This is a genomic window from Actinosynnema sp. NPDC004786, from assembly GCF_053601135.1.
Genome location: NZ_JBSGBG010000012.1, coordinates 1 through 14771, shown reverse-complemented (window position 1 = coordinate 14771; position 14771 = coordinate 1). Strand labels below are relative to the sequence as shown.

9 protein-coding genes are annotated in these 14771 nt (G+C 75.6%); 4 read left to right on the top strand and 5 right to left on the bottom strand.

Annotated elements, in window-relative coordinates:
* Positions 1-18: 18 nt before the first annotated feature.
* Positions 19-1098 (bottom strand): redox-regulated ATPase YchF, encoded by a 1080-nt coding sequence (gene ychF / locus ACWEFJ_RS12800; protein ID WP_449713845.1) that lies wholly within the window; start codon positions 1096-1098, stop codon positions 19-21.
* Positions 1099-1178: 80 nt separating this feature from the next.
* On the opposite strand from ychF, the gene ACWEFJ_RS12795 reads away from it, so the two are divergent.
* Both ACWEFJ_RS12795 and ACWEFJ_RS12790 read left to right on the top strand, forming a co-directional pair.
* A complete protein-coding gene (locus ACWEFJ_RS12795; RefSeq protein WP_449713844.1) occupies positions 1179-2462 on the top strand; it encodes a DNA-3-methyladenine glycosylase 2 family protein in 1284 nt (427 codons plus the stop codon).
* Positions 2459-2962 (top strand): methylated-DNA--[protein]-cysteine S-methyltransferase, encoded by a 504-nt coding sequence (locus ACWEFJ_RS12790; RefSeq protein ID WP_378094292.1) that lies wholly within the window; start codon positions 2459-2461, stop codon positions 2960-2962. Before ACWEFJ_RS12795 ends, ACWEFJ_RS12790 begins: the two co-directional genes overlap by 4 nt.
* Positions 2963-3141: 179 nt before the next feature.
* Here the strand turns inward: ACWEFJ_RS12790 and ACWEFJ_RS12785 are convergent, their stop codons facing one another.
* Together ACWEFJ_RS12785 and ACWEFJ_RS12780 are read right to left on the bottom strand one after the other, a co-directional pair.
* Positions 3142-3918: a DUF6542 domain-containing protein gene (locus tag ACWEFJ_RS12785; protein ID WP_449713843.1), complete on the bottom strand. Its 777-nt coding sequence runs from the start codon at positions 3916-3918 to the stop codon at positions 3142-3144.
* A 37-nt stretch (positions 3919-3955) separates the two neighbouring features.
* Complete coding sequence (locus ACWEFJ_RS12780; protein WP_449713842.1) at positions 3956-4894, bottom strand: DNA recombination protein RmuC; 939 nt, start codon at positions 4892-4894, stop codon at positions 3956-3958.
* A 97-nt stretch (positions 4895-4991) separates the two neighbouring features.
* Here ACWEFJ_RS12780 and ACWEFJ_RS12775 point away from each other — a divergent pair, with 97 nt between their 5' ends.
* Both ACWEFJ_RS12775 and ACWEFJ_RS12770 read left to right on the top strand, forming a co-directional pair.
* On the top strand, positions 4992-6134 hold the full coding sequence (locus ACWEFJ_RS12775) for a metallophosphoesterase family protein (RefSeq protein WP_378094288.1): 1143 nt from the start codon (positions 4992-4994) through the stop codon (positions 6132-6134).
* Positions 6135-6163: 29 nt separating this feature from the next.
* The gene (locus tag ACWEFJ_RS12770) at positions 6164-9043 is read left to right on the top strand and encodes an AAA family ATPase (protein WP_449713841.1); all 2880 of its coding nucleotides are present in this window, start codon (positions 6164-6166) and stop codon (positions 9041-9043) included.
* 158 nt (positions 9044-9201) lie between these two features.
* Here ACWEFJ_RS12770 and ACWEFJ_RS12765 read toward each other — a convergent pair whose 3' ends face one another.
* Both ACWEFJ_RS12765 and ACWEFJ_RS12760 read right to left on the bottom strand, forming a co-directional pair.
* On the bottom strand, positions 9202-12072 hold the full coding sequence (locus tag ACWEFJ_RS12765) for a BTAD domain-containing putative transcriptional regulator (protein WP_449713840.1): 2871 nt from the start codon (positions 12070-12072) through the stop codon (positions 9202-9204).
* 264 nt (positions 12073-12336) lie between these two features.
* Entirely contained in the window at positions 12337-14229 is a 1893-nt protein-coding gene (locus ACWEFJ_RS12760) for an ABC transporter ATP-binding protein (RefSeq protein WP_378094282.1), read from the bottom strand.
* Between the last annotated feature and the right edge of the window lie 542 nt (positions 14230-14771).

The following is a 14771-nucleotide window of genomic DNA, read 5'->3' as shown; positions in this document are numbered from 1 at the left end:
TCCGGCCGGACGGCGGGGTCACACGTTGAAGCGGAACTCCACGACGTCGCCGTCGGCCATCACGTAGTCCTTGCCCTCCATGCGGACCTTGCCGGCGGCCTTCGCGGCGGCCATCGAGCCCGCCTCCACCAGGTCGTCGAACGAGACCACCTCGGCCTTGATGAAGCCCCGCTCGAAGTCCGTGTGGATCACGCCGGCCGCCTGCGGCGCGGTCGCGCCCCGCGGGATCGTCCACGCCCGCGACTCCTTCGGGCCCGCGGTCAGGTAGGTCTGCAGGCCCAGGGTGTGGAAACCGGCCCTGGCCAGCGCGTGCAGGCCCGGCTCGTGCTGGCCGATCGACTCCAGCAGCTCCCGCGCGGACTCCTCGTCCAGCTCCAGCAGCTCCGCCTCGACCTTGGCGTCGAGGAACACCGCGTCCGCGGGGGCCACCAGCTCGCGCAGCTCCTTGAGCCTCGCCTCGTCGGTGAGCACGGCCTCGTCGGCGTTGAACACGTACAGGAACGGCTTGGCGGTGAGCAGGCTCAGCTCCCGCAGCAGCGAACCGTCCACTTCGGACTGCGCGGCGAACAGGGTGCGGCCGCCGTCCAGGATCTCGCGCGCCTTCTGGGCCGCCTCCAGCGCCGGGCGGCGGTCCTTCTGCGTGCGGGCTTCCTTCTCCAGCCGCGGGATGGCCTTCTCCAACGTCTGGAGGTCGGCCAGGATCAGCTCGGTGTTGATCGTCTCGATGTCCGCGCCCGGGTCGACGCGGCCGTCCACGTGGACCACGTCGGAGTCGTCGAACACCCGGATGACCTGGCAGATCGCGTTCGCCTCGCGGATGTTGGCGAGGAACTTGTTGCCCAGGCCCGCGCCTTCGGACGCGCCCTTCACGATGCCCGCGATGTCGACGAACGACACCACCGCCGGCACCTCGCGCTCGGAGCCGAAGATGTCCGCCAGCCTGCTCAGGCGGGCGTCCGGCAGCGGCACCACGCCGACGTTCGGCTCGATGGTCGCGAACGGGTAGTTCGCCGCCAGCACGTCGTTGCGCGTGAGGGCGTTGAACAGGGTGGACTTGCCGACGTTGGGCAGGCCGACGATACCGAGGGTCAAACTCACGGTGGGTGAGTCTACGCGCCCCCGCCGTCGTGTCCGATTCCCGCGAGACCGCACGTCCCGCCGCCGGCAGAGTGGGGTCCGTGCTCCTCGACGCCGAACGTGCCTACCGGGCCGTCGCCGCCCGTGACGCCCGGTTCGACGGGTGTTTCATCCTGGCCGTGCGGACGACCGGGATCTACTGCCGCCCGTCCTGCCCGGCCGTGACGCCGAAGCGGCGCAACGCCGAGTTCTACCCGACCGCGGCGGCCGCCCAGTCGGCCGGGTACCGGGCGTGCCGGCGGTGCCTGCCCGACGCGGTGCCGGGCTCGCCGGAGTGGAACCTGCGGGCCGACCTGGCGGCCCGCGCCATGCGCCTGATCTCCGACGGCGTGGTGGAGCGGGAGGGCGTGCCGGGGCTCGCGTCGCGGCTGGGCTACTCGGAGCGCCACCTGACCCGCGTGCTGACCGCCGAGCTGGGCGCGGGGCCGCTGGCGCTGGCCCGCGCGCACCGGGCGCACTCCGCGAGGCTGCTGATCGAGACGACCGACCTGCCGTTCGGCGACATCGCGTTCGCCGCGGGGTTCGCCAGCGTGCGGCAGTTCAACGACACGATCCGGGCGGTGTTCGCGAGCACGCCGACGGCGATGCGCTCGGCCCGCTCGGTCTCGACCACGGCCGGCCGCATCACGCTGCGCCTGCCGTACCGGCCGCCGTTCGACGCCGCCGGGCTGCTGGCGTACTTCCGGGCGCGGGCCGTCCCGGGCGTGGAGCACGTCACCGAGCACTGCTACGCCCGGTCGCTGCGGCTGCCGCACGGCGAGGCGACCGTGCGGCTGGAGCCCGCGGCGGGGTACGTGTCGTGCTCGCTGCGGCTGACCGACCTGCGCGACCTGGGCAGCGCGGTCAGCCGGGTGCGGCGGCTGCTGGACCTGGACGCCGACCCGGTCGCGGTGGACGGGTTCCTGTCCGCCGACCCGGTGTTGCGGCCGTCGGTGCTGGCCCGGCCGGGCGTGCGGCTGCCGGGCAGCGTCGACGGCGCGGAGACCCTGCTCCGGGCGCTCGGCCACGACCTGCCGGGCGAGCCGCTGGAGCACCCCGACGGCCCGGTGACGCACCTGTACCCCGCGCCGGCCGCCGTCGACTCGCCGGTGGCGCGGGCCCTGGCCGACGGCGCCCTGCGGGTGGACGTGGGCCGTGACGCGGACGAGCTGCACGCCGAGCTGTCGGCGTTCCCCGGCGTCGGGCCGCGGGTCGCGTCGTACGTCGTGATGCGCGTCCTCGGCGCGCCCGACATCTCCCTGACCGGCGATGACATCGCGTGGCGCCCGTGGCGCTCGTACGCCGCGATGCACTTGGACGCCATGACCCTGAGGAGGACCGCGTGAGCACCGCACACGTGTCGACCATCGACACCCACATCGGCCCGTTCACCGCCGTCGTCGCCGCCGACGGCGCGGTGCTGGCCGCCGGGTGGACCGCCGGCGCGGACGACCTGCTGCCGCAGGTGTCGCCCTCGCTGCGGCCCACGACGCTCATCCCCCGCCGCGACCTCGGCCCCGTGACCAGGGCCGTGCGCGCCTACCACGCCGGTGAGCTGGACGCGATCGCCGACATCCCGGTCCGGCAGCACGGCGGCGAGTTCCTGCGCCGGGCGTGGGAGGCGCTGCGGACCGTGCGGGCGGGCGAGCCGATCAGCTACGCCGACCACGCCTCGCTGGCCGGCAACCCGGCCGCGGTCCGCGCCGCGGCCACCGCGTGCGCCCGCAACGCCGCCGCCCTGTTCGTCCCCTGCCACCGCGTCATCCGCACGGGCGGCGCGCTGGGCAACTTCCGCTGGGGCGCGGACGTGAAGCGGCGACTGCTGGAGCACGAGTCGGCGCGGTGACGGGCCGCACCGTCGCCGAAATCGGCGAAGCCCGCCGTCGCCGCGGGCGGGCGAGGGCCGGCCGTCGCGGGCGGGACGTCCGGCCGCTGATCAGGCGGGCGGCGCGTGGACCGATCACCGCCGGACCGATCGCCGCCGGACCGGCAGCGGTCGGTCGTCGCGCGAACGGGAGCGACGGATCAGTCGTCGTCGCGCGGACGGGGGCGGCGGGGGCGGTTGCCCTCGCGCGGCGACGCCGGGCGGCGCGGGCGGTCCCGGTCGCCGCCGGACGCGGGGCGGGGGCGCTTCGGGCGGTCCTCGTCGGCGGCCTGCGCGGCCGGGCGGCGGCGGTCGGCCGCGGCCTCGGGCCGGTCGGCGCGGGGGCGCTTCTTCGGCCGCTCGTCCGACTGGGCCTGCTCGGCGCGGTCGGCCCGCTCCGCGCGGTCGGCGCGGCGCGGCTTCTCCGGCTTGCCCTTGGCCTCGCGGATCTCGTCCCTGGTCGGCCGGTTCGGGTCCTTCTGCGTCGTCACCCGGACGATGCCGAGCAGCACCGTGCACGCCGTGGTGATCGCCATCGCCGGGAACCCGTCGATCAGCGGCTTGCCCAGGGTCAGGCCGGCCGAGGCCAGCCCGCCGTCGGGCATGCCCTGGGTGAACACCACCAGCACCGGCACGACGATCGCCAGGATCAGCGGCGGCTGGACGACCGGGCCGAACATCGACCGGCGCTCCACGAACACCACCGCGCCCACGCAGCCCACGAAGAACGTGACCGCGAACACCCAGCCCACGGTCTTCGCGGCCGAGCCCACGTCCACGTAGGTGCCGACGATGGCCACCACGAACGCGATGAGCACCGCCGCCCACCAGGGCAGACCTCGGAACTTGCCGAACATGGCGCGGTCGTTCCAGCGGACGGGGGAGTAGTCCTCGTCCTCCGGCTCGCTGCGCGAGTCGTCACGCGTTGCAGCGGTCACGCACACTCCTCGTCCGGCTCAGTCCCGACACACTCTATTACGCCTCCCGGGCGTCCAAGGGTGCACCGAGGCCGGCTTCGTCGTTCCGCCGCACCAGCGGCAGCGGCGTGACGTCGGACGACGCGTGGCTCAGGGGCTCCACGGCGGCCCGGAAACCTTCCAGCGCGTCCAGCTCCCGCCGCCGCGCGGACAGGAAGCGCTGCAGGTGGGTGCTCGACAGGTTCACCGCGTCGATCGCGCCGTCCGCGGCCCGGTGCGCCCGGGACGCGGCCGCCCTGACCTGCTCCACGTCGTCGGCCAGCGCCCGGTCGGTCACCGCGAACATCGCCGCCGACGCGATCACCGCGAACCCGGTCGGCCCGCACAGGAACACCCGCCGGTCGAGCAGCCAGCGCAGCAGCTCGGGGTCGTTGTCCAGGGCCGCGACCACCGCGCCGTCGTTCGGCACGAACATGATCGTCCCGTAGATGGCGTCGGCCCACCGCTGGTAGCCCTTGCCGGCCAGCTCCGCGGCCCGCGCGCGGATGTTGCGCACGTGCACCCGCAGCGCGTCGGCGCGCTCGGCCGGGTCGTCGGTCTCCACCGCCTCCGCCCAGGTGGCCATGCTCATCTTCGCGTCCACCGGCACGCGCCGGCCGCCGCCGACGTTGAGCACGAGGTCGGGCCGGACCGCGCCGCCGCCCGCGACGTCCACCTGCACGTCGAAGTGGATGCCCTCGCGCAGGCCGAGCACCCGCGCCGTCTCCACCAGCACCTTCTCGCCGAGTTCCCCTCGTCCGCTGACCGAGGAGAACGCCACCTCGTAGCGCTGCAGGGCCGCCCACTGCGCGTCGCCGCGTTCCCGCTCGGCCCGCACCGCGGCCAGCGCGGCGTCGGTGCGCCGCACGCTGTCCTGGTAGAGCCGCCACAGGAACACCAGCGCGCCCGCGAGCAGGAGCGCCACGACCACCGCCGCCGTGCTGAGGACCGCTGTCATCCCCCGATCATCGCGCACCCGTGTCCGACCACACGTTCGAGCGACACGCCGAGCGGGGTTCCGGGCGGGAGCGCCGGGCGGCCCTAGCGTGGCCGGCGTGAAGATCCTGCACACGTCCGACTGGCACGTGGGGCGCACCTTCCACGGCCGCGACCTGCTGCGCGAGCAGGAGTCGGTGCTCGGCGGCCTGGCCGACACCGTGGCGGACGAGCGGGTTGACGTGGTCGTGGTGGCGGGCGACCTGTTCGACCGGGCGGTGCCCAACGCCGAGGCGGTCGCGGTGTGCTCGCGGGTGCTCAAGCGGATCCTCCGGGCCGGGGCGAAGGTCGTGATCACGCCCGGCAACCACGACTCGGCCGCGCGGCTGGACTTCGTCGGCGCGTTCTCCGAGGCGGGCGGGCTGCACATGCGGACGCGGGTCGCCGACCTGCACGACCCGGTGCTGCTGGCCGACGCGCACGGCCCGGTGGCGGTGTACGGGATCCCGTTCCTGGAGCCGGAGACGGCGCGGCACGTGCTCGGCGTCGAGGCCAAGGGCCACGGCGGCGTGCTGACCGAGGCGATGCGGCGGGTCCGGCAGGACCTGGCGGGCCGGCCGGGCGCGCGGTCCGTGGTGCTGGCGCACGCGTTCGTGACCGGCGGCGAGCCGTGCGAGTCGGAGCGCACCATCGCGGTCGGCGGGGTGCAGGACGTGCCGGGCGCGGTGTTCTCCGGGGTGGACTACGTGGCGCTGGGCCACCTGCACGGGCAGCAGACGCTGGCCGGGCACCTGCGGTACTCGGGCAGCCCGGTGGCGTACTCGTTCTCCGAGGCGCGGCACCACAAGTCGGTGTGGCTGGTCGAGCTGGACGCGGGCGGGCTGGCCGGGGTGGAACGGCGGTCGCTGCCGGTGCCCCGGGCGCTGTCGACGCTGAGCGGCGCGCTCGACGACCTGCTGCTGGACCCGGACCACGAGCCGGTGGAGGACCACTTCCTGTCCGTCACGCTGACCGACCGGGTGCGGCCGCTGGACGCGTTGCGGCGGTTGCAGACCCGGTTCCCGCACGCGGTGCACGTGGAGTGGCGGCCGGAGGGCGGGCGGACCGGCGAGCTGCGGTTCGCCGAGCGGGTCCGGGGCCGCACGGACGAGGAGATCGCGTGCTGCTTCGTCGAGGACGTGCGCGGCGACCGGCCGGGGCCGCGGGAGCTGGCCCTGCTGCGCGAGGCGTTCGCCGCGGCCGCGCGCGAGAACGATGCCTGAGGACGAGTCGTGACCCGTGAGGAGGCGGCGTGAAGCTGCACCGGTTGGCGGTCAGCGGGTTCGGCCCGTACGCGGCGCGCGAGGAGGTCGACTTCGACCTGCTCGGCGCGGACGGGCTGTTCCTGCTGCACGGCGACACGGGCGCGGGCAAGACGACGTTGCTCGACGCGGTGGCGTTCGCGTTGTTCGGCAAGGTGCCCGGCGCGCGGGGCGACGTGAAGCGGCTGCGGTGCGACTACGCCGACCGCGACACCCCGACCTACGTGGAGCTGGAGCTGACCGTGCGCGGCCGGCGGTTCCGGATCAGGCGCAGCCCCGAGTACGAGCGGCCGAAGAAGCGCGGCGACGGCGCGACCCGGCAGCAGGCGCAGGTGTCGTTGACCTGGGTCGCCGGGTGGGCCGGCGAGGGGCACAGCCGCATCGACGACGTGGCCCGCGAGGTCGAGGGCCTGCTCGGCATGACGGCTGAGCAGTTCTTCCAGGTGGTGCTGCTGCCGCAGGGCGAGTTCGCCCGGTTCCTGCGCGCGGAGACCGCGGAGCGGGAGAAGCTGCTGGAGAAGCTGTTCGGCACCGAGCGCTTCCTGGACGTGGAGAAGTGGTTCCGGGAGCGCCGCCGGGAGCGCAAGCGCGAGGTCGAGCAGCTCGGCCTGGTGCACCGCGACCTGGTGCAGCGGGTCGCGGAGGTCGCGCTGGAGGACCCGCCGGAGGACGGCGGCGACCCGGAGTGGCTCAGCTCGCTGCTCAAGCGGTTGGACGAGGCCGAGCGCGAGGCCGACCAGGTCGCGGCCGAGGCGGCGGGCGTGCGGGCGGCGGCCGAGCGGGAGTGGCAGGAGGCGCGGGCCCGGCACGAGCGGGTGCGCCGGGTGCGGGAGGCGCGCCGCCACCTCGACCGGTACGCGGAGGTGGAGCCGAGCCTGCGGGCGTGGGTCGCCGAGCGTGACGCGGCGCGGCAGGCGGCGGTCGTCGTGCCCGCGCACGAGCTGGCGGTGAAGCTGGAGCAGCGGCTGGCGGTCGCCGTCGACCAGGAGCGGGCCGCGGCGGCCGCCGTGTCCGCCCTCGGCTACCGGGGCGACGACCTGCGCGGCGACGCCGACCGGCTGCGCGAGGAGGCGGGCGGGCTGACCGGCCTGGCCGCCGAGGCGGAGCGGCAGGTCGCCGACCGGCGGCGGATCGCGCAGTTGGACCGGGACGTCGCGACCACGTCGCAACACTTGGCCGCGCTGGTCGCGCAGCTCGACGAGGTGCCGGCGCGGTTGGCGGCGGCGAAGGCCGCGGTCGAGGAGTCGGCGGAGGCGGCGGCCCGGCTGCCGCAGGTGTCGGGCCTGGCCGCCGCGGCGGCCGAGCTGCCGCGCGTCGAACGCGACTTCGCGGCGGCCGACCAGGCGCGGCGCGAGGCCGTGGACGCGCAGCAGAAAGCCCGCGACCGCCTCCTGGGCATCCGCCGGGAACGGCTGGACGGCATGGCCGCCGAGCTGGCGGCCCGGCTGCGCCCCGGCCGGGGGTGCCCGGTGTGCGGGTCGGCCGACCACCCGGCCCCGGCGCAGCCGATGCTGGACGCGGTGACGGCCGCCGACGAGGAACGCGCCGCCGAGGCCGACCAGCGGGCGCTGGAGCGGCGGCAGCGGGCCGAGCAGGAAGCCGAGCGGCTGTCCGCGCGGCTGGCGCTGCTGCGCGAACAGCTCGGCGACCGACCGCCCGCCGAGGCGGAGCGCGAGCACCGGTCCGTGGCCGCGCGGGCGGAGCAGTGGGAACGCCGCCAGGCCGAGCTGGCCGACCTGGAGGACAAGGTCCAGCGCGCGCTGGAGCGGCGCGGCGCGCTGGAACGCGAGCTGGCGGAGGCCACCACCCAGCGGGCGCAGCTCGCGGCGGCCGTCGAGGAGCGGGGAGCCCGGCTGGAGGAGGCGCGCGGCGACTTCCCGGACGTGGTGACGCGACGGGCGCACCTCGGCGACCTGGCCGACGCGCTGACCGCGCTGGACGCCCGCCGCGCCGCCGTGGCCGAGCACGAGGAGCGCCTGGCCGAGCAGCGGCTGGAGGTGGCGCGGCTGGCGTCGCTCGCCGGGTTCGCCGACGCCGCCGACGCCCTGGCCGCGGCCCGGCCCGCGACCGCGGTCGCCGAACTGGAGACCCGCATCCGCGACGTCGAGAAGACCCGGACGGCGGCCGAGAGCACGCTGGCCGAGCTGCCCGACACCGACCCGGACGCCGAGGTCGACGTGACCGGCGCGGAGGAGCGGTTCCGGGTCGCGAGCGACCGGGCCACCGAGGCCACCACGGCGTTGACGAACGCGCGCACCCGCGCCGCCCGCGCCGCCGACCTGGCCGAGCAGCTGCACGCCGCGTGGCAGCGGCTGGAACCGGTGGAGGCCGAGTACGCCGAGCTGGACGCGTTGACCGACGTGATCAACGGCATGGGCCAGAACGCCAAGAGCATGACCCTGCGCACCTACGTGCTGGCCGCCCGGCTGGAGGAGGTCGCGGTCGCCGCGAGCCACCGGCTGGAGCGGATGAGCCAGGGCCGCTACCGGTTCGTGCACTCGACCGAGGCCGGGCCGCGCGGCACCAGGGGCGGGCTGGGCCTGGACGTGATGGACGACTACTCGGGGCAGCAGCGGCCCGCGAAGACGCTGTCGGGCGGCGAGTCGTTCCTGGCGTCGCTGGCGCTGGCCCTGGGCCTGGCCGACGTGGTCGCGGCGGGGGCCATGCTCGACACGCTGTTCATCGACGAGGGGTTCGGCACGCTCGACGCCGAGACCCTCGAACTGGTGATGACCACGCTGGACGAGCTGCGCGCGGGCGGCCGGGTCGTCGGGCTCGTGTCGCACGTGGAGGAGCTGCGGCAGCGCATCCCGACGCGGCTGCGGGTGCGCAAGGCCCGCGAGGGGTCGTCGCTGGAGCTGACGGCCTAGCGGTCACCGCGCGCCCGGGGAGTCGCTGGGCGGGATCCCGGGGCGGCTGTCCGGGGTCTCGGCGGGCGTTCGGTGTGGCCGGGTGTTCGGTGTGGCCCGGTGTTGGGTCAGGCCCGGTGTTCGGTGTGGCCGGGTGTTCGGTGTGGCCGGGTGTTCGGTCAGGCCGGGTGTTCGGTGAGGCGGTGCGTCGTCCCGGCCACCGGCGCTCGGTGTGAGGCGAGCCGCAGGTGCCGGTGCGCCTCCTCCCTCCGGCCGCACGCCTCCAGGGCACGGGCCAGGCCGGCGTGCGCGCGGGCCTCCTCGTGCCGGTCGCCCGTGCTGCGGGTGAGCGCCAACGCCCGGCGGTGCAGGTCGAGCGCCGACCGCGGGTCGCCCTCGGCGGTCGCCAGCTCGCCCAGGCTGTCCAGCACCTCCGACTCCAGGTCCCGGTTGCCGGTCGTCCGCGCGCCCCGCAACGCCTCCTCCAGGTGCTCGCGGGCCGGCTCGGACCGGCCCTGCCGCAGGTGCACCAGGCCCAGGTTCGCCTGGAGGTGGTCCATCAGGGCGTGGTCGTTGTCCACGTCCGGCACGGCCGCCAGGGCCCGCTCCACGTGCCGCAACGCCTCCTCGTACCGCCCGGCCGCCTCGTGCACCAGGGCCAGGCTGCACAGCACGCCCGCCTCACCGCGCCGGTTCCCGATGGCCCGCGCGATCGACAGCGCCTCCGTAAACACCCGCTCCGCCTCCTCGAACCGGCCGAGGCGGCGCAGCACGACGCCGAGGTTCTTCAGCGCCCGGCCGGTGAGGCTGACGTCGCCGATCCCCCGCGCCACGGCCACGGCCGACTCGTGGTGCCGCAACGCCTCCTCGTACCGGCCCAACCGCTCGTACGCGACCCCGAAACCGGTGAGCGCGACGCCTTCCGCGACGCGGTCGGACCGCTTCCGGGCGGCCGCGAGGGCGTGGGTGTGCAGGGCGAGGGACTCGTCGTGGTGGCCGCGGACCTGGAAGTAGTGCCACAGCGCGGCCGACAGCCGCGCCACGTGCGCCGCGTCGCCGTGCCCGGCGGCGTGCTCGGCGACCGCGAGGAGGTTCGGGCGCTCCGCCTCCAGCCACGCCATCGCGTCGCCCCGGTTCGCCAGGCCGGGCGCCGTGGCCGGCGGCCCGCCGTGGTCGGCGGGGTCGAACAACGCCCGCGCCACCTCGGCCTTGCCGACGTAGTGGTCCGCCAGGGCGTCCAGCGCCGCGGCCCGCTCGTCGTCGCCGTCCACCTCGGCGGCGAGGCCGCGGGCGTAGGTGCGCAGCAGGTCGTGCATCTGGAACCGGTCGTCGGCCGTGCGCTCCACCAGGTGCGCCTGGACCAGGACGTCGACGTGCCGCCGCGCCTCGGCGTCCGTGCCGCCGGTCAGCGCGGTGATCGCGTCGATGCCCAGCTCGTGGCACGGGTGCGCGCCCAGCAGCCGGAACACGCGGGCCACGGCCGGGCCGAGCTGCCGGTACGACCACGAGAACGCCGACCGCAGCGCCGCGTGCGGGTCGCCGTCGTCGTCGAGGCGGTCCAGCCGGTCCTGCTCACGGGTCAGCTCGTCGCCGAGGTCGGCCAGCGACGCCGAGGGACGCCCGGTGGCCAGTTCGGCGGCCAGGCGCAGGGCCAGCGGCAGCCGCGCGCACAGCTCCGCGAGCACGTCCACCGCACGCGGGTCGGCCAGCGCCCGGTCGCCGATCAGCACCCGCAGCAGGTCCCCGGCCTCCTGGGCGGACAGCAGGTCCAGGCCGAGCCGGGTCGCGCCCTCCGTCGCGATCAGCCCGCGCAGCGAGTCCCGGCTGGTCACCAGCACCAGGCACCCCGGCGAGCCGGGTAACAGCGGCCGGACCTGGGCGGCCGTGCGGGCGTTGTCCAGCACCACGAGCACCTGCCTGCCCGCCAGCAGGGACCGGAAGCGGGCGGAGCGCTCGGCCAGGTCCGGCGGGATGTCGCGCGAGTCGACGCCGAGGGCGCGCAGGAAGCCCGCCAACGCGTCCGCGGGCCCGACCGGCAGCTCGGGGTCGTAGCCGCGCAGGTTGACGTAGAGCTGCCCGTCCGGGAACCGGGCCCGGACGCGGTGCGCCCAGTGCACCGCCAGCGCGGTCTTGCCCACGCCGCCCGTGCCCGTGATGACGGCGATCGGCGGCGGCTGCCGGTCGTCGGTGCGGGCGAGCAGCGCGTCCAGCCGCGCCACGTGCTCGGCGCGCCCGGTGAAGCCCACCACGGCGGCCGGCACCTGCGCCGGCTGCGCCCACGCCGACGCCCGGCCGGCCGCCAGGTGCGCGTCCTGGTTGAGGATGTCGAGGTGCAGGCGGCGCAGCTCCTCCCCCGGCCGCAGGCCCAGCTCCCGGTCGAGCAGCACGCGGCCCTCGTCGTAGACGTCCAACGCCTCGGCCTGGCGGCCCGCCCGGTACAGCGCGGTCATCAACGCGCCCCGCAGCCCTTCCCGGAACGGGTGCTTCGCCACCAGCGCGGTGAGCGCGACCACGGCCTCCTCGTGCGACCCCAGCGCCGACAGCGCGACCGCCCGCCCCTCCTCGGCGGTCAGCCGGCGTTCCTCCAGCCCGGCCCGGACGGTGTCCACGTCCGGCCCCGCCAGGTCGGCGAACGGCTCGCCGCGCCACAGCTCCAGCGCCCGCGCGTACGCCGCCGCGGCCTGCCGGTGCCGTCCCGCCCCGGTGTCGCGCCGGCCGGCCCGCACCAGCTCCTCGAACAGGCGCGCGTCCAGCTCCTGGTCCGCGACCCGGACGCGGTAGCCGCCCCGGCCGGCGATGATCCGGTCCTCCCCGGACGGGTCCCGGGCCAGCGCCCGGCGCAGCGTCCACACGTAGGTCTTGACGTTCTGCGCCGCGGACGGCGGCGGCCCGTCCGGCCACAGCGCGTCCACCAGGCGCTCGACGCCGACCCACTCGCCGGCGTGCAGCAGCAGCGTGGCCAGCAGCACCCGCGGTTTGCGGGCGTCGAAGCCGATCCGCGCACCGTCGGACGTCACGACGTCGACCGCGCCCAGGACCCGGAACCGCACTCGGCACACTCCCCCGCGCCGCGACCGTCCCCACGGCCGAGGCGGGTCCGAAGGTAGCGCAGGAACCGGCCCTCCGGGAGCCCGGAACCGGACCGCGGCTGTACCCCGGCTGTACCGGCGTGCCCCACGCTGCTCGCGCGGGCGACCGGCGGTGACCTCGACCGGGGGTGGGCCACGGCCCGTCCCCGCCGCCGGGCGCACGAGACCCACGGCCGGGCGCCGGGCGCCGGGCGGCAACCTCCGCCCGGCACCCGGCCGTGATCCCTACTCGTTCGCCGACGCCAGCAGGCCGCCCCGGTACGCGGCGGCCTGCAACTCGAACAGCTCGAAGTAGTGGCCGCGCCGCGCCATCAGCTCCTCGTGCGTGCCCTGCTCGATGATCCGGCCGCGGTCGAGCACGACGATCCGGTCGGCGTTGCGGATGTTCGCCAGCCGGTGCGTGACCAGGATCGTGGTGCGCCGCGCGGTCGCCTCGCGCAGGCCCTCGAACACGCGGGCCTCGGCCTTCGCGTCCAGCGCGGCGGTCGGCTCGTCGGCCACCAGCACCGCCGCGTCCCGGTACATGCCGCGCGCGATGCCCATCCGCTGCCACTGCCCGCCGGACAGGTCCTGCCCGTCGTTGAACTGCCGCGACAGCACGGTGTCCGCCCCGGCGGGCAGGGTCGCCAGCACCTCGTCCGCGCCGGACTTCGCCACCGCCTCCTCCCACGCCCGCTCGTCCTCGCGCTCCAGCCGGCCGACCGTCACGTTGTGCCGCGCGGTCATCGGCCACTGCGCCGGGTCCTGCGCGATCACCGCGATGGACGAGTGCACCGAGTGCGGGTCCGCCTCGGCCAGGTCCACGTCGTCCCACGCCACCGTGCCCGACGTCGCCGGGAACAGGCCGGTCAGCACCTTGCCGAGCGTCGTCTTGCCCGACCCGTTCTCCCCCACCAGCGCCACGACCTCGCCCCTGGCCACGGTCAGGTTCACGTCCCGCAACGCGGGCTTCGCCGCGCCCGGGTAGGTGAACGACACGTCGGTCAGCGTGATCCGCTCCGGGTCGGCCGGCGCGGTCACCGGCGAGCTGCCCTGCGCCCGTTCCGCGCCCTCGACCAGCAGCTTGCGGTAGAAGTCGATGTAGAACGAGTCCTCGTACAGCGAGTTCACGGCCCGGGTCGTCGACGCCAGCGACGAGAACCCGGTGCGCATGGCCAGCACCGCCGTGCCCGCCAGCGCCAGCTCCATGCCGCCGGTGTGCAGCAGGAGGCCGAGCACGACGTAGGCGATGGCCGTGCCGACGCCCGCCAGCCCGCGCCCGGTCAGGCGCACCAGGTTGGTCCGGTGCGCCATCCGGATCTCGTCCGCCATCAGGCTGTCGGAGATCCGGCGGTGCTCGGCGAGCAGGCGCTCCTGGAGGGTGAGGGCGTGCCGTTCGAGCGCGAAGTCGCGGTCGGTGGCGACCTCCTCCACCACGCCCTTGCGGGTGTTGCGGGTCACCGAGTCGAGGAAGTGCTCGTAGCGCAGCTTGGACGCCCGCGCCGACGCCCAGGCGTTCGCGAACGCGGCCAGCAGCAGCGCCGGCCCGAGCCACGGGTTGAGCAACGCCACCGTGACCACCGCCGCGACCAGCGAGATGCCGCCCGAGACCAGGTCGGCCAGGTAGCGCAGGCTGCTCTCCAGCGAGCGCACACCCCGCCGGCCGCCCTGACGGGCCAGCTCGCGGAAGTCCGCGTCCTCGAACGCGAGCAGCGAGGCACGCACCAGGACCGCCGTGACCTCGTCGTTCGCCTCCCGCGTGACCCGTGGCCGCAGCGAACTCTCCACCGCCGCGACCGCCGTGTCGAGCAGCGCCCGGACCACCAGCGACCCCACGACGACCGCCAGCGCGGGCAGCGCCTCCACCACCCGTTGCGGCGTGGGGCCTTCGCGCAGCAGCGCCGCGAACACGTCCGCCGTGGCCAACAGCCCGAACGCCGTCACCCCGCCGGACAGCACGTGCACCGCGCCCGCCATCAGGGTGAGCCGGGGCGAGGTGCGCCAGGCCAACCGGACCACCATCGCCACCGCCGAGGGCAGGCTCTTGAGCGCCTTCCCCAGGCTGACCGACGTCTCGCCGCGACGACGGGCCCACTTGGGGGTGGCCACGTTCTCCACCCCGATCAGCACCGTGCTCATCGGTCCAGGAAACGCGATCACGGGCCGGCCGCCAACCGGTTACGCCGTCAGCGCAGCTCAGTGCTTCGGGGAGGCGGAATTGTCGGTGGTGGCCGGCAGGATTGACGCAAGGGCTCCCCTTGGGCGGGTGACCCCTGCGGAGCGGTGGGCTCCGGGGGGGGTCGGGGCGCACGTGCCACGCCACGACCGCCGGGTGGTCGCCGTACCGCTCGGCCAGCCGGCCCGCCAGCCGGCGGAAGTCGGCGGAAGTCGGGCGGCGACGGGCACGCGTTGTGCCGCTGCCGGCGCTGCCAGGGGGCGTGGCGCTGGTCGGGGGTGCTTGGCGCTGGGTTGGGGGTTGGCGAAAGCTCAAAAGCTTGGAAAAGCGTCCTCGCCGGACGGGCAGATCAGCAGGATGGACAACCCCGCCCGGATCCCCCTGTTGGGTTGTGGGTCCGGGTTTCGTGTCATCCCACCGACCTCCCGAAGGGCTACCACACGCGTCAAGGGGGCGACATCGGCACACGACCAGGCAAAACCTGCACAACGCCCCCTTGACACGT